This is a genomic window from Mesorhizobium sp. LCM 4577 (assembly GCF_001854795.2).
Lineage (GTDB): Bacteria > Pseudomonadota > Alphaproteobacteria > Rhizobiales > Rhizobiaceae > Mesorhizobium > Mesorhizobium plurifarium.
On the sequence record NZ_MDDU01000002.1, the window covers coordinates 190,710 to 211,933 of the forward strand.

Consider the following 21,224-nt stretch of genomic DNA (forward strand, 5'->3'; position numbering starts at 1 on the left):
AGCGACATCGTCATGGACGTTGCCCGCGCAGCGGAGCCGGCCGATGTCGAGGCCGCGCGGGCGGCGCTCCTCAGGCGCGCGGGTAGTGCGCCTGGCGCTTTCTCCCTCGATCCATCCGCAACGGTCGATGCCGGTTCCGTGCTCTCGCGCGCCACGGCCGACAAGGCGGAAGCCGCTAACCCCGCGAAGAAGTTCCAGCGCTTCGAGGCGATGGTGCTGACGACCTTCATCCAGAACATGATGCCCAAGGACACCGAGGGCGTTTACGGCAAGGGCCTGGCCGGCGACATGTGGAAGTCGCAGCTTGCCGAAAAGGTGGCCGATGTCATGGCCGCGCATGGCGGCATCGGCATCGCCCGGTCGATGCTTGCCGACCACTATCTCGACGGCAAGCACAAGGTGCCGGTCGGCCCGGTTGCCGGCGGACCGCAGAAAACCGAGATCGACCAGCAGACCCGGCTTTCGACCTCGATGGTCGAGGAGCTTGAGCGCAAGGCCGCACGGTCGATGACCGGCGACGACACAACCATAAAAACGGACATCAAGATCTAGGGACCTACATGGCCGACCAAACGGACCTTTCCAACCTTCCCGCGCGCACCAACGCAATGGAGGCGCCCGCCGCCGCACGACCCGGCAACCTCGCCGCCATCATCGGCCGCATCGAGGAAGTCGTGGACGAGGAGACCGCTGGTATCCGCAGCGGAACGGCCTATGACCTCAAGGCCTCGAACGCGCGCAAGAGCCGGTACCTCTACGAGCTCAACCGCGCCTTGAAGGGCGCCAATGAGATCGAATTCCTCGAGCAGCATAAGGAAGGCCTGGTGCGGCTGCGCCAGAAGCTGGCGAAGAACGAAGCGGCGATCCTTGCCCATCTCAACGCGGTCAACGAGGTCGCCACGCTTCTGAGGAACGCCATCCAGCGCGCCGATACCGACGGCACCTATTCGGCCGGCGAGTTCGGCATGGCGCGGGCATGATTGAGATGATCGGGGCGCAAGGAAAGACCCGGTGATAAAATTCATCGCCGCCGCGCTGTGGATTTGCGCCGTGACGCTCGGCGCGGTCTTCTATTCCTTCCAGGCTGCAGGCCAGCGCGGCGCGGCCGAACCGCCGAAGCCGATGCTGGGCGGCCTCGACTACGTCAAGACCGACATGATCTCGGTGCCGCTGCTGCGCGACGGCTCGATCGACGGCTATTTCCTCACCAAGCTCGTCTATACGGTGGAACCGGCAGAGATAAAGAAGCTGTCGGTCCCCGCGCAGGCGCTGATGACCGACCAGGTCTATTCCTACCTCTATTCCAACCCGCAGATCGATTTCACCAAGAAGGGATCGATCGATCTCGACGCCTTCCGCAAGTCGATCCGCGACACCATCAACACACGCGTCGGCGTCGAGCTGGTGCACGAGGTGCTGATCGATCAGGTCAACTTCCTCTCCAAGGACGATATCCGCGACAACGCGCTTCGCCGCCGCAGGAATGCCGGCGAAACGGCGGCGGCGATGACCAAGGCGTTCAAGACCGCGCCGGAGCATTGACGGCCTAGCCGTCGGAGACATGGCACAGCTCTCCAAGCGATATGACGCAGGGTGACCGCGTTGACGTTTACGTCAACCCGAAGCTATATGCGCCGTGATGGGCGGCCGCTTAGGCGTGGCGCGCCTACCTCGCCCAGCGGCCAAGCGCCGGTGCGCGTCAACGCAACCAACGAGGAGAACCGCCATGGGCGTTCAGGAGATTGCCGACAAGATCAAGTCGCGCGTGGCCAGCGCCGGCTTTGAGCATTCGGTCAAGTTCGACACCGGCAGCGACGGCGTCATCGTCATCGACGGCGCGACCGTCTCGACCACCGACGCGCCGACCGACTGCACCATCAAGCTCTCGCTCGACGATCTGGATTCGCTGATCGCCGGCGACCTCAACCCGACCATGGCCTTCATGGCCGGCAAGCTGAAGGTCGAAGGCGACATGACGGTCGCCATGGCGCTCAGCCAGCTGCTCGGCTGATCGTTCGCAAAAAACAACGCCGCCCATCGGGCGGCGTTGTTTTTTGTCGAATAGTAGACGTCACGCCACGAAGCCCGGCGCCTGTCCCTTGATCTTGCGGCCGGCGGCCTTGATCGTGCCCTTGGCGCCGGCCAGAGCACCTTCCCTCAGTTCCAGCGCCAGAAGCCGATGCCGCTCATAGGGGCCAGGCATGGCGAGCGCCCCGGTGCGGTCGGCCGAGAAGCCGAACCGCCCGTAATAGGGCGCGTCGCCGACGAGCAGGATCGCGCCGTGGCCGAGCCGCTCGGCCTCGGCGACCGCGTGCCGCATCAGCGCCGAGCCGATGCCGCCGCTCTTCAAGCCCGGCTCGACCGCGAGAGGGCCGAGCAGCAGCGCGGCCGGACCGCCCTCGCCCAGCCTCACATCCCACAGCCGCACCGTGCCGACGACCGCGCCCGAGGCATCGCGGGCGACGAAGGCCAAGCCTTCCGAAGGCCGGCGGCCGCGCCGCAGCTTCTCGGACGGCTTCTTCTTGCGCTTCGGCCCCATGGCACGATCGAGTAGCGCTTCGCGCGCCGCGACGTCGCCAGCGCCTTCGCCAAGGATGACGAAAGCCGGCGCCTGGGCGGCCCCCTCGTCCGGCGCGCTGCGCGAGCCAGCCTGTGCCCTGAGGGCAAGGGAGGGCGCGAACGCATTTTCAGGCGAAGTGGAAACCGGTTCGCCGTAAGAAAATGCGCCAAGAAGCACTGCCGTCGAGCCATTCTCCCCCGCGGAGAAAAGCTCAGCCGACGGTCCGGACGAGGGGGCAATTTCGGTGGCCACCATGGCCGATTTGGTCAGGTATTCCATGTCCGCGATCCTTCACGAGCGGAGATCTGTTCCACAAGCGAGCCCGGGCGGGCGACATCATCGCCCGCGCCGGATGATCTGAGCGGTCCTTGCGAACCGGTCAGATCACGTAGGATCGGAGAGGCTCGAAGCCGTTGAAGGCGACCGCCGAATAGGTGGTCGTGTAGGCGCCGGTGCCTTCGATCAGCACCTCGTCGCCGATGGTCAGCGACAAGGGCAGCGGATAAGGCGTCTTCTCGTACATCACGTCGGCCGAATCGCAGGTCGGGCCGGCGAGCACGCAAGGCGCGGTCTCCGAACCGTCATGGCGGGTGACCAGCGGATAGCGGATCGCCTCGTCCATGGTCTCGGCGAGACCGCCGAACTTGCCGATGTCGAGGAACACCCAGCGCACATTGTCGTTGTCGGCCTTCTTCGAGATCAGCACGACTTCCGACTTGATGACGCCGGCATTGCCGACCATGCCGCGGCCAGGCTCGATGATCGTCTCGGGCAGCGCGTTGCCGAAATGCTTGCGCAGCGCCGAGAAGATCGCCTGGCCGTAGGCCTGCGCCACCGGCACGTCCTTCAGGTAACGGGTCGGGAAACCGCCGCCCATATTGACCATCTTCAAGACGATGCCTTCCTCGGCGAGCGTCGCGAACACCTTCTTGGCGTCGCCCAGCGCGCGGTCCCAGGCCGACAGGTCGGTCTGCTGCGAGCCGACATGGAACGACACGCCATAGGCGTCGAGGCCGAGGCCCCTGGCATGGCGCAGCACGTCGACGGCCATCGCCGGCACGCAGCCGAACTTACGCGACAGCGGCCACTCGGCGCCTTCGCCGTCGGTCAGCACACGGCAGAACACGCGCGAGCCGGGAGCGACACGGGCGATCTTCTCGACCTCCTCGACGCAGTCCACGGCGTAGAGGCGGATGCCGAGCTGGTAGGCGCGTGCGATGTCACGCTCCTTCTTGATGGTGTTGCCGAAGGAAATGCGATCGGCCGGCGCGCCGGCATCCATCGCCATCTCGACCTCGGCAACCGATGCGGTGTCGAAGGACGAGCCCATCGCAGCAAGGAGGCGCAGGATTTCCGGCGCCGGGTTTGCTTTCACCGCATAGTAGATCTTGGAATCGGGCAACGCCTTCTCGAAGGCGCGGAAATTGTCGCGCACGACATCGAGGTCGACGACGAGGCAGGGACCGTTCGGACGTCGGGTGGCGAGGAAGTCAAGGATGCGCTGGGTGGCCATCGGGGTCTCTCCATCACGCCTTTCGGCGCGCACAAGGGTGCGGACGCGAGCTGTCGGCCTCGCGAACACGCGATCAAACAAAGGCGGGACGTCAAATCCATGGAACCAGCCGGTGGAGACCCCGGAACCATGAAATGCCGTCTCGCGGCGATGAACCTTGGCCTTGCCCGGCCTCGGTTCGCTTTGTCTGCCTTGGCTTGGATGGGAGAACCCCGTCCGCACTGCCGGCAATGAAGGTGTGCCTCTTTAGTAACCCCGGTCTTTGGACGACCGGAAGAGAACCAGAAAGGCCCGCACCGTCGTTGCTTCAAGGTGTCCTCGGTCTTGTGGTTGGCCACTGACCGACTGGAGGGGTTGGCTCCAGTTACCTTACCGATTGCCCTCACCATTCGAGGATCGGCGGACACCCACAGGCACGTGCGACTTTGGGCAAGCGCGATATAGGAGCGAAGGGTTTCACAATCAATAAAAATCGTAAGCGCAGGTTGTAAAATTTCTGGCATCGAACAATGTTTGTCGCACCGTATCCGGAAATCGAACGATGCCAGGAACTCAAGGACCGCTGAACGCCTTCCTCGATCTGCGCCAAATGCCTGTGGCGAATGCGGAATTGGGCCCGCTCGCCGGTCTGCGCCTGGCCGTCAAGGACATCTATGACGTCGCGGGTTACCGCACCGGCTGCGGCAATCCGCAGAAATTCGAGGAGGCGCATGCCGCCTCGCGCACGGCCGAAGCGGTGCAGACGATTCTCGATGCCGGCGCGCGATTCGTCGGCAAGACCCAGACCGACGAGCTGGCCTTCTCGCTGTTCGGCCAGAACGCGCATTTCCCCTTCCCGGTCAATCCCGCCGCGCCCGACCGCGTCACCGGCGGTTCGTCCTCCGGCTCGGCTGCCGCGGTCGCCGGCGGACTGGCGAACATCGCCACCGGCTCCGACACCGGCGGCTCGATCCGCGCGCCGGCGAGTTTCTGCGGCCTGATCGGGCTGCGCACCACTCATGGCCGCATCTCGCTCGACGGCGCGATGAAGCTGGCATCGAGCTTCGACACGTTCGGCTGGTTCGCCGACGACATCGAGACCTATGAGGCGGTCGGCAAGCTTTTGCTCGGTCGCGATCCGCAACAGCACCCGCTCAACCGCCCGCTGTCGATCCGCTGGCTGGACGCCTTCGTGACGGGTCCGGCGGAAGCCGCCGAATATCAGCGCATGAAGGCGCTGGCCGCCGCCGTCATCGGCCAGCCCGCGGAGACCGAATACGCCTTCGCCTCGTTCCCCGACGAGCTTTACTGGTGCTTCCGCCGCTTGCAGGCCTTCGAAGCCTGGCGCGAGCATGGCCCCTGGATCTCGGCCGGCGGCCGCCTCAGTCCGGGGGTCGAGGAGCGTTTCGGCTTCGGCCGCACAATAGATGCCAAAACTGCCGCCACCGAAGCGGCGCGGCGGCTGGCTTTCCGGGCTGAGCTTGGCGCCCTGCTCGGCAACAACGGCTTTCTGGTCCTGCCTACCGTTCCAGGCGCGGCGCCGCTTGCCGCCAGCACGCCCGAACAGTTCCAGGTCTATCGCGAAAGGGCGCTGCATCTTTTGTGCCTTTCCGGGCTTTCGGGCTTTCCGCAGATCACCTTGCCGATCGGCGCGATAGACGGCGCGCCCTTCGGCCTTTCGCTGCTCGGGCCTTCCGGCAGCGACGTTGCCCTGATACGGCTCGGCCGCAGGATTCTCGACGCGGCACGAAAGGTCTGACCATGGATACATTGACCCGCATGCGCGCCTTCATCGACGTGGTCGAAGCGGAAGGCTTTTCGGCCGCGGCGCGCAAGATCGGCCGCTCCAAGGCGCTGTTGTCGAAATATGTGCGCGAGCTGGAGGACGAGCTCGGCGCGCTGCTCTTGAACCGCACCACGCGGCAATTCTCGCTGACCGAAGCCGGCCACACCTATTATCAGCGCGCGTCCGAGATCGTGCGCGAGGTCGACAGCCTCGCCGAGGCGGTGCGCCAGTCTTCCGGCGACGTCCGCGGCAGGATCAAGCTGTCGGCGGCCCGCACCTTCGCCGACGCGCCGATCGGCCAGTCGCTGGTCGACTTCGCCAGGCAGCATCCCGACATCGTGCTCGACATCCATCTCGACGACCGCTTCGTCGACCTTGTCGAGGAAGGCTTCGACCTTGCCGTGCGCATCTCGCGGCTGGAGAACTCCTCGCTGATCGCCCGGCGGCTGGCGCCGTTCTCGGTCAGGCTTTGCGCTTCGCCGGAGCTGATCGCCAAGCATGGCGCGCCGACGCGGCCGCAGGATCTCGCCAACATGCCCTGCATCGTCGACACCAATGGCCGCTCGCTGGCCAACTGGCGCTTCAAGGGCGAAGGCGAGGAATCCATCAGCGTCGCCGTGTCGGGCCCGATCGAGGTCAACAGCCCGATCGTGGCGAGAGCCGCCGCGCTCTCCGGCCTGGGCTTCGCCATGCTGCCGGATTTCATCGCCGCCCCCGACGTCGCGTCCGGCAAGCTGGTCACAGCGCTCGACGACCGCCTCCTGGCCGGCACCGGCATCTTCGCCGTCTACCCGCACCGCCGCTATCTGCCGGCCAAGGTAAGGGTCTTCGTCGACTTCCTGGTGCACTGGTTCAGGACGCGCGACACCGCCTGATGCCTGTCGCCTCGACGCCCGCAGCGGCGCGCATCAAAGTGAAGCTGAGGCATGTCGCCCAAAAGTGCGCAGCGGTTTTGGGCGAACGACATGCATCGAAACCAAGCGCGTCCCAATTTCGCCCGCTTTATGTCAACCCTCGGGCTTGCTCCCGAAGTCAATGGAATCGCGGCACGGAATGCATCTGAAACGGCAAGCAACCATGCTGGCTTCGGCCCTTGCGGCCACATTGGCCTCGGTCGAGCAGGCTGAAGTCCATCCGCATGTCTTCGCCGAAGCCCGGCTCGACGTCATCCTCAGCCAGGATCACCAAAGTGTGACGGCGCTGCGCCACCTTTGGCGCTTCGACGATTTGTTTTCGAGTACAGTGATGATGGAGTTCGACAAGAACTCCGATCTGAAACTTGACGACAAAGAGCTCAAGGAAGTGGCCGACACCGTCCATTCCTCGCTGGCTGAGTTCAACTACTTTCAGCTCGTCACCCAGGACGGCAAGGACGTGCCCATGGTGCCGCCGCCGCATCTGATGGCGAATTTCGACAACGACCAGCTGATCATCCTGTTCGAGTCGCAGCCGAAGACGCCGATCAAGCTCGCCGGCAAGATCGACATCGGCGTCTACGATCCGACCTTCTACACCGCGATCGACTTCACCGACGACGCCAACATGACCGTCGAAGGCCTGCCCTCGACATGCACCAAGAAGGTCATCCGGCCGGATCCGGACGAGGCGATCAAGGAAAACCAGAAGACCCTGACGGACGCGTTCTTCAACGATCCGACAGGCACCGACATGAGCAAGATCTTCGCCACCAAGCTCGAGTTGAACTGCCCGCCGGAAGGATGATTTGGTGATGAGACCCTCTCTGCGCGCAAGCAGGTTCCGCAAAAGTGTCGCACGGTTTTGCGATTGGAACCTGCGACAAGCAAGGGAATCCAGGCGGATATTCGTGGGACATCCCACGAATATCCGCCTGGCTCTCGGCCTCTTGGCAGCCGCCTTGATGGCGACCCATCTGTCGGGCGTGGCCCATGCCCAGAGCTCGCTCGGCATCGGCACCAATGACGGCATGGCGCCGACCACTACGGGTCCGTTCGCCCATATCCTGATGTGGATCAATCTCAGGCAGCAGGAATTCTACCATTCGCTGGCCGCCGCCATGAAGGCGATGCGCCAGGACGGCAGCAAGTTGTGGCTGCTGATCGGCCTGTCCTTCGCCTATGGCATCTTCCACGCCGCCGGCCCCGGCCACGGCAAGGCGGTGATCTCGTCCTACATGGTCGCCAACGAAGTGGCGCTGCGGCGCGGCATCCTGCTTTCCTTCGTCTCGGCGCTGCTGCAGGGCCTGACGGCGGTGGTCGTCATGATGCTTGCCTATTTCGTGCTGCGGGGCACCGCGATCTCGATGACCGACGCGGCCTGGTTCCTGGAAATCTCCAGCTTCGTGCTGGTGACGCTGTTCGGTGCCTGGCTTTTGTGGCGCAAGCTTGGTCCGTCGATCCTGCGCCTGTTCGGCAGGACGCCCGCTTACAGCCTGTCGGCTGCCCATGCGGGCCATTCGCATGCGGGACACGCGCATACCCATTCGCACGCAGGCCATTCCCACGCACATGCGCACGCCGCGCACTCCCTGCACGTGCATGACGATCATGATCATCATGATCATTCGCATGCGCACGCCCATGATCATGGCGCGCATGACCATCACGCCGCGCACGGCCACGCCCATCACGACCATGGCCCGGGCGAAGTCTGCGAGACCTGCGGCCATTCGCACGCGCCGGATCCGGCGATGCTGTCGGGCGACCGCTTCGACTGGAAGACAGCCTGGTCGGCGGTGGCCGCCGTCGGCATCCGCCCCTGCTCCGGCGCGCTGATCGTGCTGAGCTTCGCGTTGCTCAACGGACTGTGGCTAGGCGGGTTGCTGTCGGTGCTGGCGATGTCGATCGGCACCGCGATCACCGTCTCGGCGCTGGCGACGATCGCCGTGACGGCCAAGAACTGGGCGGTCTACTTCGCCGGCGACGGACGCATCGGCAACCGTATCCATTCGATCGTCGAGATCGGCGGGGCCGCCTTCATCTTCCTGGTCGGACTGCTGCTTCTGTCGGCCAGCCTGTCGGGCGGCGTCTGAACTCTATCAGGCGATCTTTCCGTCCAGCTCGTCCTCGATATGGGCAAGGATGATCTCGTCGAAATTCTTCTCGGCGGCAAAGCCTAGTTCCCTCGCCCGCCTCGCCTCGAAGCGCGTCGGCCAGCCTTTGACGATCGCCCATATGGTCTCGTCGGACTGCTCGCGGATCCGCCTCGCCACCTCGGCGCCGGCAATACGCTCCAGCGCCTCGATCTGCTCGCCGACGGTCACGGCGACGCCCGGCATCGTGAGGTTGCGGCGCGGACCGACCTTGTCGCCGTCGATTTCGGCCGCATGGATGAGGAAATTCACCGCCGAGCGCGGGCTGGCATGGGTGTGCAGCACCGAGCGCGGCACCGGCAGGATCGCCTCCTGCCCGGCGAGCGGCTCGCGGATGATGCCGGAGAAGAAGCCCGACGCCGCCTTGTTCGGCTTGCCGGGGCGCACGCAGATCGTCGGCAGGCGAATGCCGATGCCGTCGAAGAAGCCGCGCCGCGTGTAATCGGCGAGCAGCGCTTCGCTCATCTGCTTCTGCGTGCCGTATGAGGTGAGCGGCGTCGGATGGAACTCGTCCGGGATGACGTCCGGGAACGGCGCGCCGAACACGGCGATCGACGAGGTGAAGACAAGGCGCGGCGCGAACGCCGCCAGCCGCACGGCGTCGAACAACGCGCGCGTGCCGTCGAGATTGACGCGGTAGCCCAGATCGAAATTGGCTTCCGCCTCGCCCGACACGATGCCCGCCAGGTGGAAGATCACGTCCGGGCGCGGAGCCACGAGGGCCGCCATGGCGCCGGGCGCGGAAAGATCGCCGGTGTGAATCGAGACATCGACGCCGGCGAGCGCCGGCGTCTGCGGCGCCACGATGTCGTGCAGGTCGAGCGCCGTTATCTTTTGCCCGCGCAGCATGCCGTCCTTGGCGAGCCGCGCGACAAGCTTGCGGCCGACCATGCCGGCCGCGCCCGTGATTAGAATTCTCATCTTCAGAGACCTTTCTTGCGCTGGCTGCGTCCGCGCAGCCACAGGACGACGAACAGCCCGACCATGAAGATCGCGGCGATGGCGGCCGCCAGCACCGTCGACACCTTGCCGGCGGCCAGCATGATGGCCGGCAGGAAATAGGCGGCGAGACCGAACAGCAGCAATATCACCGCCGCGGCGATCGCCGCGTTTTTTGTGTCACGGTCCATCAGCGGGCGGTCCTCATTTCGAGGCTGTTCGGTTTCATCGTCACGGCGGGATCAGTGATAATGCCGGCGATCGGCAGGCGCGCCATGCGCGTGATCGTGATCATGGTGATGGTCATGCTCGTCATGGCTGTCGGCGCATTGTCCGAATTCGGGCTCGACCGTGGCATGCTCGATGCCGTGCTTGATCGCAAGCCGCTTCTTGATGGCGCTCACCGCGATATGCGGATCGACGCCGTCGTTCAGGCAGGCATGCAGCGTCGCCATGTTGGAGGTCCCGTCGAGCGACCAGACATGCATGTGATGCACCTCGCGCACCCCCTTGACCGCGCTTTCGATGTCCTTGGCGATCACATCGCGGTCGAGGCTTGCCGGCACGCCTTCGAGCAGGACATGGGCCGCCTCGCGCATCAGCGACCACGCCGTCGACAGGATCAGCAGCGACACCAGCACCGACAGGATCGGATCGATCGGCGTCCAGCCGGTTGCCAGGATGATGAGGGCTGCCGCGATTGCCGCGGCCGAGCCGAGCAGGTCGCCCAGCACATGCAGGATGGCGCCGCGCATGTTGAGGCTCTCGCGGTCTCCGCCATGCAGCACGAAGAAGGAGGCGATGTTGACCAACAGGCCGGCCACCGCCACCACCAGCATCGGCCCGCCCAGCACCGGCGACGGGTGCATCAATCGCCCCCAGGCCTCGTAGACGATCCAGAGCGCGATGACGAAGATGGCAATGCCGTTGGTGTAGGCGACCAGCGTCTTCACCCGGGCGAAGCCATAGGTGAGCCGGCCGGTGGCCGGACGCCCCGCCAGGTGGAAGGCATACCAGGCAAGGCCGAGCGCGATCGAATCGGCGAGCATATGGCCAGCATCCGCGAGCAGCGCCAGCGAGCCGGTGAGCAGGCCGCCGAGCGCCTCGGCGACCATGAAGCCAGCAGTCAGGCAGGCCGCGATCAGGACCCGCTTCTTGTCGGTCGAACCATGCACATGGCCGGCGCCATGGCTGTGACCGGCCGGGCCATGATCGTGCGAAGCGTGGTCATGCGCCATTGCCGAACTCCTGTCTGACCTTGCCGGCAAGCGGTTTCCGCTTCCAGAGATCGTGGTCTACGCACCGAAGTCGGCGCGAAAATCCTCAAGGCGCCGCTTCTGGCCGCCTTCGCTATCGAAATTCGCCGGATCGAGCCAGCCTTCATAGGCTTTGCGCAAGGCCGGCCACTCCTTGTCGATGATCGAATACCACGCCGTATCGCGGTTTTCACCCTTGACCACAAGGTGCTGGCGGAAGATGCCTTCGAACTTGAAGCCGAAGCGCTCGGCGGCGCGCTTGGAAGGCTCGTTGCGGTTGTTGCATTTCCACTCGTAGCGGCGGTAGCCGAGATCGTCGAAAAGATATTTCGCGAACAGGAACTGCGCCTCGGTCGCCGCCGGCTTGCGCGAGATCAGCGGACCCCAATAGATGTTGCCGATTTCGCCGACGCCGTTGTTGGCGTCGATGCGCATCAGCGTCTGGCGTCCGGCGATCTTGCCGCTCGCCTTGTCGATGACGGTGAAGAACAGCGGATCCTCGCTGGCTTCGGCCTTATCGAGCCAGGGCTGGAAGGCGGCGCGAGTTTCCGGCGGGTAGTCGGGCAGCCAGGCGAAACGTCCGCCGGCATCGGAAACCGAGGAGGCCTCGTAGAGGCCGTCGCCATGCTTTGCCGCGCTCAGCGGTTCCAGCCTGACGGTGCGTCCCTCGATCGCCTTGCGTTCCGGCCGCGGGCGCGGCTGCCATTTCTTCAGATCTTCCGACACCGGCCACTCCAATCCGTTGACTTTTCCCGGCGGACGGTCACAAAAACGCTCGCTCACAGAAAGAACCACAGGGACGGGAAAAATGCTCCACACGATCGCGGCCTTCGACCGGCTTGGCGAGGAAAACGCTTTCGCGGTGCTGGCGAGGGCCACCGCGCTTGCCCATCAGGGCCGCGACATCATCAACCTCGGCATCGGCCAGCCCGACTTCAAGACGCCGCAGCACATCGTCGAGGCGGCGATCAAGGCGCTGCGCGACGGCCACCACGGCTACACGCCGGCAAACGGCCTCTTGGCCACCCGCGAGGCTGTCGTGCGCCGCACGCTGACCACCACCGGCGTCGAGGTGTCGCCCGAGAATGTGATGATCCTGCCCGGCGGCAAGCCGACCATGTTCGCCGCGATCCTGATGTTCGGCGAGGCGGGCACCGAGATCCTCTACCCCGATCCCGGCTTTCCGATCTACCGCTCGATGATCGAGTTCACCGGCGCCACGCCGGTGCCGGTGCCGATCCGCGAGGAGAACGGCTTTGCCTTCTCGGCCGACGAGACGCTGGCGCTGATCACGCCGAAGACCAGGCTGCTGATCCTCAACTCGCCCGCCAATCCAACCGGTGGCGTCACCCCGCGGGCCGAGATCGAGAAGCTGGTCAAGGGCTTGGAGAAGCACCCTCAGGTCGCCATCCTGTCGGACGAGATCTACGACGTCATGACCTATGACGGCGAGACCCACTGCTCGCTGCTCAACTTCCCCGAGATCCGCGACAGGCTGATCGTGCTCAACGGCTGGTCGAAGACCTGGGCGATGACCGGCTGGCGCATGGGCTGGTCGATCTGGCCGAACGGCGACAGGGGCGCCCATCTCTACGACAAGGTGCGCAAGCTGGCGGTGAACTGCTGGTCTTGCGTCAACGCGCCGAGCCAGTTTGCCGGCATCGCCGCGATCGACGGCCCGCAGGACGACGTCGAGAAGATGATGCGCGCCTTCGACAACCGCAGGAAGATCGTGGTCGAGGGGCTGAACGCGCTGCCCGGCATCTCCTGCGTCACGCCGAAGGGCGCCTTCTACGCCTTCCCCAACGTCTCGAAGACGGGTTGGAAGGCCAAGAAGCTCGCCTCGGCGCTGCTGGAGGACGYCGGCGTGGCGCTGATCGGCGGGCCGGATTTCGGCGTTCTCGGCGAAGGCTATATCCGGCTTTCCTACGCCAATTCCGAGGAGAACATCCTGCGCGCGCTGGAGCGGATCGAGGCGTTTCTGAAGAAGTGAACCGTCAGGCGCTTACCCGCGCCCGACAAACGGCATTTTCGTCGCCATCACCGTCATGAACAGCACGTTGGCGTCGAGCGGCAGGCTAGCCATATGCAGCACCGCATCGGCGACGCGCTGCACGTCCATCACCGCTTCGGCGGCGATCGAGCCGTTGGCCTGCGGCACGCCGACGGTCATCGGCTGCGCCATCTCGGTCAGCGCGTTGCCGATGTCGATCTGCCCACAGGCGATGTCGAAGGGCCGGCCGTCGAGCGCCAGAGTCCTGGTGAGCCCGGTGATCGCGTGCTTGGTCGCCGTATAGGGCGCTGAGCCCGGGCGCGGCGCATAGGCCGACACCGAGCCGTTGTTGATGATGCGACCGCCCATCGGCTTCTGCCGTCGCATGGCGCCGAAGGCCGCGCGAGCGCACAGGAACGAGCCGGTGAGGTTGACGCCGACGACATCGTTCCAGACCTCGACCGGGATCTCGTCGATCAGCGTCGACTTGTAGCCCATGCCGGCATTGTTGAAGAGCAGGTCGACGCGGCCGAAGGCCTCGAGCACGGTCTCGAACATGTCGTCGACCTCCTCGGCCTTGCTGATGTCACAGGCGACGGCCAATGCCTTGGCCTGCGTCTTGCCCGCATCGGCGATCGCCTCTTCCAGCATCGTCTTGCGGCGGCCGCAGAACACCGTGTTCCAGCCCGCCTGGAGCAGCGCCGTGGCGACGCTCTTGCCGATGCCGGTGCCGGCGCCGGTAACGATGGCGGTCTTCTCTGCTATGGCTGTCATCGCCGTCCTCCCGGTTTGCCTGGAAGACGTGGCATCGCAAATGCCGTGGATCATGGCAAGCCGCTATTGGCGACAAACAAGAGGCCAACAAAAAGGGCGGTCATTGGCGACCGCCCCGATCTGAACCGCGCTTGGGAGGAGGAAAAGCCGGTCCGACTGATTAGAATGATGCGCTTGCTGAGTTAACGAAACATTAACGACCAGCAGGGCGGTGCGCAGCGGCGTTTACCAACATGATTCACCACGGCGAATTAGGCGCGTTGCCCGCCGGCACCTTTGCCGCCGAGACAGTCGCCTCGACATGATCGACCAGCGCGTCCGGCAGGCCGAGCCGGCCGGCGAGCAGGTCGAGATAGCCGCGCTCGGCGCGCGTGTCGGGATCGATCGTCAGTCGCGAGGCGGTGTAGAGCTCGAGCTTCTGCGCATCGGTCTTGGCGCCGGCGACCAGCGTGTCGAGATCGAGCGGGCTTTCGAGCTCGGCAAGCAGGAATTTTTCCGCTTCCGCGCCGATGCCGGCGAGCTTGAGCTTGTCGGCGATCTTCTTGCGTTCGTCGTCGTCGACATGGCCGTCGGCCTTGGCCGCCGAGATCATCGCCCTGACCAGCGTCAGCGTGAACTCGGCCTCGCCTTGCGGCGCCTGCGCGGGATCGAAAGCAGTATCGGCCGGTGGCGGCAGCAGCTCCGGCTCGCCGGATGCCGGCGCCTGCGCGGGTTCATTGCCGGCCTTGTAATTCTGGTAGGCCTTGTAGGCGAGGCCGCCGATCGCCGCCAGGCCGCCGAGCTTGATGGCCGCGCCCGTCACCTGCCGTCCAGTGCCGGTGCCGAGCAGCACGGCGGCAAGCGCGCCGGCGGCCAGCGGATTGTCCTTCGCCATCTGTACCGCCTGCCCCGCCTTGTCGCGGACGGTCGAGCCCGTGCCGGGAATTTGCGAGCCGAGAAGGTCGTCGAGCAGCTTCTTGGGGTCGAGCATCAATGCCTCCAGAATTGGCCCGGCCAAATGCGCGCGGGCAAGGTTTCGGACCGGCAAGACGTAGGCCCCGCACATCAACATTACAATGATGGGGGACATTACAAGACGGGGCCGCTTTTCGGTTGCGGGGCCGGCCGCTCTAATTGCCGATATGACGCTTGCCACCGCGTGCTTGCGCCAGTTCCACCTGGCGATGGCGTTCGGCATAGCGCTCGCGATCCGCATCGGACCGCGCCTCGAAGCAATGCGGGCATGAAACGCCGATCGCGTATCTCGGCGACAGCCGGTCCTCGACCGTCAGCGGATGGCGGCAGGCGCGGCAGAGCTCCGCTTCGCCCTCGGTCAGGCCATGCGAGACGGACACCCGCTCGTCGAACACAAAACATTCGCCTTGCCAGAGGCTGTCTTCGGCCGGCACGTCCTCCAGATATTTCAGGATGCCGCCCTTGAGATGGAAGACATTTTTGAGGCCGAGCGACTTCACATAGGCCGTCGCCTTCTCGCAGCGAATGCCGCCGGTGCAGAACATCGCCACCTTGCGGCCTTCAAGCTCCTCGCGGTGCTCTTCGATCCAGGCCGGGAACTCGCGGAAGCTACTGGTCTTGGGATCGATCGCGCCCCTGAAAGTGCCAAGCGAGACTTCGTAGGCGTTGCGCGTGTCGACGACGACGGTATCGGCATCCGAGATCAGCGCATTCCAGTCGGCCGGCGCGACATAGGTGCCGGCGCTGGTCGCCGGGTCGATGTCCTCGACGCCCATGGTGACGATCTCGCGTTTCAGCCGCACCTTCATGCGGTGGAACGGCATCTCGGCGGCGCCGCTGTATTTGACTTCCAGCCCGGCAAGACCTTCGATGGCCCGCAGATGGTCCACGAGCGCGGCAATCGCTTCCTCGCTGCCGGCGACGGTGCCGTTGATGCCTTCACGCGCCAGAAGCAGCGTGCCCTTGATGCCGTGCCCGCAGCAGAAGGCTGCGAGCGGCGCGCGCAAGGCCTCGTATCCGTCGAGCCGGGCAAATTTATAGAGCGCGGCGACACGGACGGGCTGAATTTCCTTGGCTATTGTCATGGCTATGCCACTAGACCGTGGTGAAAGCCGTTTCAAGGCAAAGCAGGAAGGGCGGTCAGGTGCGCGGCATCGCGACACGCCGAGCTTCGTGGACTTGGATCAACCCTTCTGCTAATCGGTTTAAAATGATCGAAATGGAGACCAGCATGACCAGCATGACCGAAAAGCTCCTGTCGCTCCTCAACGGTCAGCCGGTTATCCCGGTGCTCAAGATCGCCAGTGTCGCCGATGCCGTGCCGCTCGCCCGCGCGCTTTCGCGCGGCGGCTTGAGGGCCATCGAGATCACTTTGCGCACGGCCGATGCGTTGGAGGCGATTCGCCGCGTCGCGGCCGAAGTCGAGGAAGCGGTCGTCGGCGCCGGCACCATCCTCGACGCCAGGCAGTTCGATGAGGCAGCCAGCGCCGGCTCGAAATTCATCGTCAGCCCCGGCATTACCAGCCAGCTTCTCGACGCGGCCAAGGACAGCCCCGTGCCGCTTTTGCCCGGCGCCATCACGCCCGGCGAGATCATGGCCGCGCGCGAAGCCGGCCTTCGCTTCCTGAAGTTCTTCCCGGCCGAGCAGTCCGGCGGCATCGCGTCGCTGAAGGCTTTCGCCTCGCCGTTGGCCGACGTGAAATTCTGCCCGACCGGCGGCATAACGGCCAAGAACGCCGCCGACTATCTGAGCCTGCCCAACGTGATCTGCGTCGGCGGCTCGTGGGTGGCGCCCGACGATCTCATCAAGGCCGGCAGGTGGGACGAGATCGAAGCGCTGGCGCGTGAGGCGAGCAAGCTCAAGAAGTAATCCGTGCTTGCTTACCAGGGCAGCGGGCCGTTCTCATCGAAATAGCCGCCCGTCGGCCCGCCGGGCTCCAGCGTCGCCAGCCGCACGATGATCTCGGCCGCCTGCTGCACCGTGCGGCCGCCTCTGTGCGCATTGAGATCCGTCGCGGTGTAGCCGGGCGCGGCGGCATTGACCATGATGCCGCGTGGCGCGAGTTCCCTGGCGAAGGCGAGTGTTACGGCGTTGAGCGCGGTCTTGGAGCTGCCATAGCCCATGACATTGGGCGACTGGCTGTTGCCGGACGCGCGCGCCAGCGATCCGAGATAGCTGCTCACCATGACGATGCGGGAAGCGGGGGATGCCGCGAGCAGCGGCAGGAACGCCTGGGTGACCCGCACTGGGCCGAAGACGTTGACGTCGTAGGTGGCTTTCATGTCCGCGACATCCTCGCGGCTCGGCGGCCGCTCATAGCGGCCATCCGGGCCTAGCGCCTCGACATAGCCGGGCGCGATGCCGGCATTGTTGACCAGCACGTCCAGGCTGGGAGTCTGCGCCGCGACGGCTTTGGCCGCCGCCGCCACGCTGCCGTCGCTGGCGACGTCGAGTGCGAGCCACTCGACGTCCAGCCCCTCGGTGCGCAGCGCTTGCGCCGCTGCTTCGCCGCGCTCGGCGTCGCGCGCCCCGAGCCAAACCTTATAATCCAATGCCGCCAGCCGCCGGGCGGTCTCAAAGCCGATGCCCTTGTTGGCGCCGGTCACCAGCGCATTCTTTCGCGTCGTCATGTCCATGTCTCCTGTTCGGTGAACCTAGAGATGACGTGAACCGGCTCGCTTCGCGCGCCAAAAGCTCTCAGCCTCTTGCCTGATCCTTGCAGTTGGGTGCCCGCTTGGTTGCCTGGCCGCCATGGATCGGCAATGCTGAAAGCGATGAACGACGCGCTTCAGGAACTGATCTCGATCGCCGGCCGCCATGCGAATGGGCGGCGGACGAAGACGGCCATTCCCCGCGTCACGATCGGCCGCAGCGAGGTTCCGACGCCGCCGCTGCCCGAGCTTTGCCAGCCGACCACGCTGTTCGTCCTGCAGGGAACCAAAACGGTGCTGATCGGCGACCGTACGCTCGCCTACAGCGCCGGCAGCTATTTCGTCTATGCGGTCGAGACACCCGCCACCAGCCAGTTGATCGAGGCGAGCGCCGCGCGGCCTTACATGGCCATCGCCTTCGCGCTCGATACCGAGTTGATCGCCGGCCTGCTCATCGACCACAAGCCGGCGATCGATGACGATAGCTTCGTGACCAATCAGGTTGATGACCTGCTGCTCGACGCATGGCGCCGGATGCTGCGGCTGCTCGACAGGCCGGCGGAGATTCCGGTTCTTGCGCCCATGCTGGAACGGGAGATCGCATTCAGGCTGTTGCAAGGCCCGCAAGGCGAGAAGCTGCGCCAGCTCGCGCGCGCCGACGGCCGCCTTTCGCAGATCCGCCGCGCCACCGCTTGGATCCGCGCGCATTACAACGAGCCGATCGATGTGACGCAATTGGCCGAGCTGTCGCATATGAGCAATGCCGCCTTTCATCGCCACTTCAAGGCGGCGACGGCGATGAGCCCGATCCAGTATCAGAAGCAGCTTCGCCTGCTCGAAGCGCGCCATCTGCTGATCGCGCAACCAGGCAGCGCCGCGCAGGTTGCTTTCACCGTCGGCTACGAAAGCGCTTCCCAGTTCAGCCGCGAATATGCCCGCCAGTTCGGATTGCCGCCTGCGCGCGACGCCGCGCGGCTTCTGGCCAAGGGCGAAGCGGCCACGCTGGAAGTTGACTGAGCACCAAAGCGCGCCGCGATCCTCTTAAACCGGCCGGCTTGCGCCGACCGGGGCAGTCTTGAAACGCAACTATCTGCAGACCCTGACCTTCTCGACCACCTTGTGATGGTGACGCCAATGCGTCACCAGCTTGGTCGCGCAATGGTGCTTTCCGGTCTTGACGATCACGGTTTCGGCTTGCGAGGGAGCGACTACAGCCGATGCCGCAGCCAGCGCCAGAACTGACGCCAATACAATCTTCTTCATGAATATCCTCAGTTTGGAACGAGCCCGTTTTAACCCATCATTGGGCTCGGCGTTCCAACTTCACGGTAAGTTCAGCCTGGCGTGAACATGCACACACGAAACGCCGGTTCGGACATTGCCAAGTCTGGTTCCCGCTCATGGATTCGAACCACGATTCACGCCTTCAAAGGGCGCTGTCCTACCATTAGACGAAGCGGGAAGACCGGCTGGTCAAAACGGGCGGCGCATGCCGCGAAAGACAAAAGCCGCGCTGGCGGACCAACGCGGCTTTGCGGTGGTCACGCTGGCTCGCCTATTTCGTTTGGAAGCGCGCGACCGAGAGGAACTTCACCGCATTGCCGGTGAAACGGCTTGCGTCCGGCACCTGGCCATCCGCCTGGAAGCCGGCCGTGTACACCTCGCTCGGCGGCGTATGCACGATGTTGTAGGCATAGCGCGGCGCCGTCGTCGGGTCGGAAACCGAGGCGATGTTGACGCCGCTGCCCAGCGCCCAGCGCGCGGCCTGCGGCGGCGTCGCCACCACCATGGCCTTGGGTCCTGGCTTCAGGTCGTGGGCGGACGCCCTGGCTTCCTTGGCCGTCGTCTTCACACCGCCGCCGATCGCCTGCGCGGGATCGGTCCCGGCCGGCAGGGCGGCGATGGCTTTGCGCGGCGAGGCCGCATCGACGCCTGACGGATCGTTGAAGGCGGAGCGAGGCTCCGGTTCGGTCAGCGACGCCAGCTGATATTCGGCGCCGCCGCCGTCGACCCCGACGGTCGCATTGGCCTGTTCGAGGACAGCCTTGACCTCATCCTGCTTGCCGGGCTGCGGCCGGGCGGTCGGCAGCACGGAGAACGCGTCGGTCGCGCTCTTGTCCTGCGAAGCCGTTTCGGCCAGCGCCAGAAGGACGTTCTTGTCCTTCGGCGCAAGTTCCGCCGGCGTCGAGCGGTCGGGGCGCCAGGTCGGCAGCGGGATGTTGTTGACCGCCACCTGCGCCGGATCGGTGCTCGCGGCCTCGGCGGCGCTGGCGGCGCCGAACGGAACCTTGTCCGGCACCGGCGCCTGTGCCGTCGAAACCGCCTGCTCCGTCGTCGCCGAGGCGTCGGCCGTGGCGAACGGCACGTTCTGCGGCGTCTGCTGGCCGACATCGACCTTCGGACGCGGCGCGAAGTCGGGCAGCGGAACTTCCTTGGGCGGCAGCGCGGCAATGATCGTCTCGGGCGTATCCTGCTCCGGCTGCTGCGAATCGTCGGCGCTGTCATCCGCGATCTGCGGGATGTTGGCGCGCTTGGCATCCTTCGGCGAAACGATCGCGATACCCGGAAGATTGCTGGTGCGGGCCGTGGCGGCGCTCGCGACCTGAACCTGCTTCACAGTCTTCTGCTGCGGCGCCGGGGCGCTGTCGTCGGCCTCGTCGTCGGCTTCGTCGGCGCCGCCGCCGCGGAACCAGGCGAACAGGCCGCCGGACCGCTTGGTCGAGCCACCGGCGCTGGCCAGTTCGATATTGGGCGTGCCGGCGCCCTTACGCGCCTGATAAGCGGCCATCGCCTGCTCATAGCCAGGCAGCGGCCTGCCGTCGCTCGGCACATGCAGCGTCTTGCCGTTCGGGAACAGGCTAACCAGCTCCTGGCGGCTGATGCCCGGCCAATGGCGCACATTGCCGACATCCATATGCACGAAGGGCGAGCCGGAGGTCGGGTAATAGCCGACGCCGCCGCCCTGCATCTTGAGGCCGATGTTGCGCAGCTTCTTCAGCGGCACGCCGGGGATGTAGAAGTCCATCGCCTTGCCCAGCATGTGCTGGCTCTTCTCGGCGACGCCGCGGCTGCGCGAGCGCAGCATCGCGTTGGTCGACGGCGAGCGATAGCCGCAGACGACCTGGATATAGTCGGTGGCTCCGCTTTCGCGATAGGCTTCCCAGACGAGGTCGAGCAGCCGCGGATCCATCTTGGTCGGCTCGTTGCGCCGCCAGTCGCGCAGGATGATGTTGATCTTGCGCAGGCCTTCCGGATCGTAGCGGCCATTGCGCTTGTAGACGATCTCGGCCTTCTCATGCGTGTGCAGGTGATAGAGCTTGAGCGTGCGCACCTCAGCCCTGGCGCCCGGCATCGTCGCGGACAGGAACCCGGCGGCCAAAATCACGAACGTCAGCCACCTCGGCCAGACGCTCATGTGAAAATGCCGCCCGTTTTTGTGTCGTTCGATTTTGTTCAAATCAAATGGCTTTCAGGCTGCCGTTTGTCCCCGGATTTGACCAAACGGATGCGTGGTGTTCACATCCGAATATCGATCCTAATGGTTAATCATCGTTTATTGAAGCCGAAATGCGGTAACACCGTGGCGATATCCCGTCAAAAATGATGCACAGCATTTCGTGGTAAACCGCTGGTTTAGATCAAGAATCCGGCCTCGGCCAGAACACGATCTGTTACCGTTAGCGTTAATGCGTGATCCTCGGCAACGCCAACCGCTGAAAACCCAGGATTTTCCTGTCAAAAGCGACAA

The 21,224-nt window shown here is 65.0% G+C and carries 23 protein-coding genes and 1 tRNA gene; 11 read left to right on the top strand and 13 right to left on the bottom strand.

Going from position 1 to position 21,224, the window contains the following annotated elements; translation table 11 throughout:
* The first annotated feature begins 12 nt into the window (after positions 1 to 12).
* The 4 genes from LCM4577_RS05455 to LCM4577_RS05470 all read left to right on the top strand — a co-directional run bounded on the left by LCM4577_RS05455 (position 13) and on the right by LCM4577_RS05470 (position 2,011).
* Positions 13 to 552, top strand: coding sequence for a rod-binding protein (locus LCM4577_RS05455; RefSeq protein ID WP_082369904.1), 540 nt, complete (start codon positions 13 to 15; stop codon positions 550 to 552).
* Between the two features lie 8 nt (positions 553 to 560).
* Complete coding sequence (locus tag LCM4577_RS05460; protein ID WP_071032968.1) at positions 561 to 980, top strand: hypothetical protein; 420 nt, start codon at positions 561 to 563, stop codon at positions 978 to 980.
* A 31-nt stretch (positions 981 to 1,011) separates the two neighbouring features.
* Positions 1,012 to 1,542, top strand: a complete 531-nt coding sequence (locus LCM4577_RS05465) for a hypothetical protein (RefSeq protein ID WP_041012660.1) — start codon at positions 1,012 to 1,014, stop codon at positions 1,540 to 1,542.
* A 184-nt stretch (positions 1,543 to 1,726) separates the two neighbouring features.
* Entirely contained in the window at positions 1,727 to 2,011 is a 285-nt protein-coding gene (locus LCM4577_RS05470) for an SCP2 sterol-binding domain-containing protein (RefSeq protein ID WP_040990022.1), read from the top strand.
* Positions 2,012 to 2,071: 60 nt separating this feature from the next.
* On the opposite strand, the gene LCM4577_RS05475 is transcribed toward LCM4577_RS05470, so the two are convergent.
* Positions 2,072 to 2,596 carry a GNAT family N-acetyltransferase gene (locus tag LCM4577_RS05475; RefSeq protein ID WP_071070597.1) on the bottom strand — a complete coding sequence of 175 codons (525 nt, stop codon included), beginning with the start codon at positions 2,594 to 2,596 and terminating at the stop codon, positions 2,072 to 2,074.
* Between the two features lie 343 nt (positions 2,597 to 2,939).
* Positions 2,940 to 4,073 carry an ornithine/lysine decarboxylase gene (odc2, locus tag LCM4577_RS05480; protein ID WP_040990024.1) on the bottom strand — a complete coding sequence of 378 codons (1,134 nt, stop codon included), beginning with the start codon at positions 4,071 to 4,073 and terminating at the stop codon, positions 2,940 to 2,942.
* Between the two features lie 541 nt (positions 4,074 to 4,614).
* Here odc2 and LCM4577_RS05485 point away from each other — a divergent pair.
* From LCM4577_RS05485 to LCM4577_RS05500, 4 genes are all read left to right on the top strand, one after another.
* On the top strand, positions 4,615 to 5,811 hold the full coding sequence (locus tag LCM4577_RS05485) for an amidase (RefSeq protein ID WP_071032966.1): 1,197 nt from the start codon (positions 4,615 to 4,617) through the stop codon (positions 5,809 to 5,811).
* 2 nt (positions 5,812 to 5,813) lie between these two features.
* Complete coding sequence (locus LCM4577_RS05490) at positions 5,814 to 6,713, top strand: LysR family transcriptional regulator (RefSeq protein WP_071070097.1); 900 nt, start codon at positions 5,814 to 5,816, stop codon at positions 6,711 to 6,713.
* A gap of 178 nt (positions 6,714 to 6,891) precedes the next feature.
* Positions 6,892 to 7,560, top strand: a complete 669-nt coding sequence (locus LCM4577_RS05495; RefSeq protein WP_040990029.1) for a DUF1007 family protein — start codon at positions 6,892 to 6,894, stop codon at positions 7,558 to 7,560.
* Between the two features lie 157 nt (positions 7,561 to 7,717).
* A complete protein-coding gene (locus LCM4577_RS05500) occupies positions 7,718 to 8,848 on the top strand; it encodes a nickel/cobalt transporter (protein ID WP_052468794.1) in 1,131 nt (376 codons plus the stop codon).
* A gap of 6 nt (positions 8,849 to 8,854) precedes the next feature.
* Here LCM4577_RS05500 and denD read toward each other — a convergent pair whose 3' ends face one another.
* The 4 genes from denD to LCM4577_RS05520 are packed head-to-tail and all read right to left on the bottom strand — an operon-like array spanning position 8,855 to position 11,829.
* Positions 8,855 to 9,829: a D-erythronate dehydrogenase gene (denD, locus tag LCM4577_RS05505; protein WP_071032960.1), complete on the bottom strand. Its 975-nt coding sequence runs from the start codon at positions 9,827 to 9,829 to the stop codon at positions 8,855 to 8,857.
* Positions 9,830 to 9,831: 2 nt separating this feature from the next.
* Positions 9,832 to 10,038 carry a hypothetical protein gene (locus LCM4577_RS05510; protein WP_040990031.1) on the bottom strand — a complete coding sequence of 69 codons (207 nt, stop codon included), beginning with the start codon at positions 10,036 to 10,038 and terminating at the stop codon, positions 9,832 to 9,834.
* A 51-nt stretch (positions 10,039 to 10,089) separates the two neighbouring features.
* Entirely contained in the window at positions 10,090 to 11,085 is a 996-nt protein-coding gene (locus LCM4577_RS05515) for a cation diffusion facilitator family transporter (protein ID WP_071032958.1), read from the bottom strand.
* 57 nt (positions 11,086 to 11,142) lie between these two features.
* On the bottom strand, positions 11,143 to 11,829 hold the full coding sequence (locus LCM4577_RS05520; protein ID WP_041004977.1) for a GNAT family N-acetyltransferase: 687 nt from the start codon (positions 11,827 to 11,829) through the stop codon (positions 11,143 to 11,145).
* Positions 11,830 to 11,911: 82 nt separating this feature from the next.
* Between LCM4577_RS05520 and LCM4577_RS05525 the strand changes: the two genes are divergently transcribed.
* On the top strand, positions 11,912 to 13,096 hold the full coding sequence (locus LCM4577_RS05525) for a pyridoxal phosphate-dependent aminotransferase (RefSeq protein ID WP_071070099.1): 1,185 nt from the start codon (positions 11,912 to 11,914) through the stop codon (positions 13,094 to 13,096).
* Positions 13,097 to 13,108: 12 nt separating this feature from the next.
* Here LCM4577_RS05525 and LCM4577_RS05530 read toward each other — a convergent pair whose 3' ends face one another.
* The 3 genes from LCM4577_RS05530 to LCM4577_RS05540 form a co-directional block, all read right to left on the bottom strand.
* Positions 13,109 to 13,870 carry an SDR family oxidoreductase gene (locus LCM4577_RS05530; protein WP_071070100.1) on the bottom strand — a complete coding sequence of 254 codons (762 nt, stop codon included), beginning with the start codon at positions 13,868 to 13,870 and terminating at the stop codon, positions 13,109 to 13,111.
* Positions 13,871 to 14,108: 238 nt separating this feature from the next.
* Complete coding sequence (locus LCM4577_RS05535) at positions 14,109 to 14,840, bottom strand: tellurite resistance TerB family protein (RefSeq protein WP_071070599.1); 732 nt, start codon at positions 14,838 to 14,840, stop codon at positions 14,109 to 14,111.
* A 139-nt stretch (positions 14,841 to 14,979) separates the two neighbouring features.
* The gene (locus tag LCM4577_RS05540) at positions 14,980 to 15,909 is read right to left on the bottom strand and encodes a rhodanese-related sulfurtransferase (protein ID WP_071070102.1); all 930 of its coding nucleotides are present in this window, start codon (positions 15,907 to 15,909) and stop codon (positions 14,980 to 14,982) included.
* 146 nt (positions 15,910 to 16,055) lie between these two features.
* Here LCM4577_RS05540 and LCM4577_RS05545 point away from each other — a divergent pair, with 146 nt between their 5' ends.
* Positions 16,056 to 16,694: a 2-dehydro-3-deoxy-phosphogluconate aldolase gene (locus LCM4577_RS05545; RefSeq protein WP_071070601.1), complete on the top strand. Its 639-nt coding sequence runs from the start codon at positions 16,056 to 16,058 to the stop codon at positions 16,692 to 16,694.
* 11 nt (positions 16,695 to 16,705) lie between these two features.
* On the opposite strand, the gene LCM4577_RS05550 is transcribed toward LCM4577_RS05545, so the two are convergent.
* Positions 16,706 to 17,455 carry an SDR family oxidoreductase gene (locus LCM4577_RS05550; protein ID WP_071070603.1) on the bottom strand — a complete coding sequence of 250 codons (750 nt, stop codon included), beginning with the start codon at positions 17,453 to 17,455 and terminating at the stop codon, positions 16,706 to 16,708.
* A gap of 144 nt (positions 17,456 to 17,599) precedes the next feature.
* Here LCM4577_RS05550 and LCM4577_RS05555 point away from each other — a divergent pair, with 144 nt between their 5' ends.
* Positions 17,600 to 18,493: an AraC family transcriptional regulator gene (locus LCM4577_RS05555; RefSeq protein WP_071033161.1), complete on the top strand. Its 894-nt coding sequence runs from the start codon at positions 17,600 to 17,602 to the stop codon at positions 18,491 to 18,493.
* A 69-nt stretch (positions 18,494 to 18,562) separates the two neighbouring features.
* On the opposite strand, the gene LCM4577_RS05560 is transcribed toward LCM4577_RS05555, so the two are convergent.
* The 3 genes from LCM4577_RS05560 to LCM4577_RS05570 form a co-directional block, all read right to left on the bottom strand.
* Positions 18,563 to 18,739, bottom strand: coding sequence for a hypothetical protein (locus tag LCM4577_RS05560; protein WP_198540251.1), 177 nt, complete (start codon positions 18,737 to 18,739; stop codon positions 18,563 to 18,565).
* Between the two features lie 125 nt (positions 18,740 to 18,864).
* A tRNA-Gln gene (locus tag LCM4577_RS05565) sits at positions 18,865 to 18,938 on the bottom strand.
* 93 nt (positions 18,939 to 19,031) lie between these two features.
* Positions 19,032 to 20,891 (bottom strand): DUF882 domain-containing protein, encoded by a 1,860-nt coding sequence (locus LCM4577_RS05570; RefSeq protein ID WP_071070604.1) that lies wholly within the window; start codon positions 20,889 to 20,891, stop codon positions 19,032 to 19,034.
* Positions 20,892 to 21,224 lie beyond the last annotated feature (333 nt).

Coding starts and splice junctions, on each gene's coding strand:
- LCM4577_RS05530 (WP_071070100.1), bottom strand. CDS start 13,870: ATGACAGCCATAGCAGAGAAGACCGCCATCGTTACCGGCGCCGGCACC.
- LCM4577_RS05570 (WP_071070604.1), bottom strand. CDS start 20,891: ATGAGCGTCTGGCCGAGGTGGCTGACGTTCGTGATTTTGGCCGCCGGG.
- LCM4577_RS05560 (WP_198540251.1), bottom strand. CDS start 18,739: ATGAAGAAGATTGTATTGGCGTCAGTTCTGGCGCTGGCTGCGGCATCG.
- LCM4577_RS05515 (WP_071032958.1), bottom strand. CDS start 11,085: ATGGCGCATGACCACGCTTCGCACGATCATGGCCCGGCCGGTCACAGC.
- LCM4577_RS05495 (WP_040990029.1), top strand. CDS start 6,892: ATGCATCTGAAACGGCAAGCAACCATGCTGGCTTCGGCCCTTGCGGCC.
- LCM4577_RS05555 (WP_071033161.1), top strand. CDS start 17,600: ATGAACGACGCGCTTCAGGAACTGATCTCGATCGCCGGCCGCCATGCG.
- LCM4577_RS05490 (WP_071070097.1), top strand. CDS start 5,814: ATGGATACATTGACCCGCATGCGCGCCTTCATCGACGTGGTCGAAGCG.
- LCM4577_RS05550 (WP_071070603.1), bottom strand. CDS start 17,455: ATGACGACGCGAAAGAATGCGCTGGTGACCGGCGCCAACAAGGGCATC.
- LCM4577_RS05545 (WP_071070601.1), top strand. CDS start 16,056: ATGACCAGCATGACCGAAAAGCTCCTGTCGCTCCTCAACGGTCAGCCG.
- LCM4577_RS05460 (WP_071032968.1), top strand. CDS start 561: ATGGCCGACCAAACGGACCTTTCCAACCTTCCCGCGCGCACCAACGCA.
- LCM4577_RS05540 (WP_071070102.1), bottom strand. CDS start 15,909: ATGACAATAGCCAAGGAAATTCAGCCCGTCCGTGTCGCCGCGCTCTAT.
- LCM4577_RS05535 (WP_071070599.1), bottom strand. CDS start 14,840: ATGCTCGACCCCAAGAAGCTGCTCGACGACCTTCTCGGCTCGCAAATT.
- denD (WP_071032960.1), bottom strand. CDS start 9,829: ATGAGAATTCTAATCACGGGCGCGGCCGGCATGGTCGGCCGCAAGCTT.
- LCM4577_RS05455 (WP_082369904.1), top strand. CDS start 13: ATGGACGTTGCCCGCGCAGCGGAGCCGGCCGATGTCGAGGCCGCGCGG.
- odc2 (WP_040990024.1), bottom strand. CDS start 4,073: ATGGCCACCCAGCGCATCCTTGACTTCCTCGCCACCCGACGTCCGAAC.
- LCM4577_RS05510 (WP_040990031.1), bottom strand. CDS start 10,038: ATGGACCGTGACACAAAAAACGCGGCGATCGCCGCGGCGGTGATATTG.
- LCM4577_RS05485 (WP_071032966.1), top strand. CDS start 4,615: ATGCCAGGAACTCAAGGACCGCTGAACGCCTTCCTCGATCTGCGCCAA.
- LCM4577_RS05500 (WP_052468794.1), top strand. CDS start 7,718: ATGGCGACCCATCTGTCGGGCGTGGCCCATGCCCAGAGCTCGCTCGGC.
- LCM4577_RS05470 (WP_040990022.1), top strand. CDS start 1,727: ATGGGCGTTCAGGAGATTGCCGACAAGATCAAGTCGCGCGTGGCCAGC.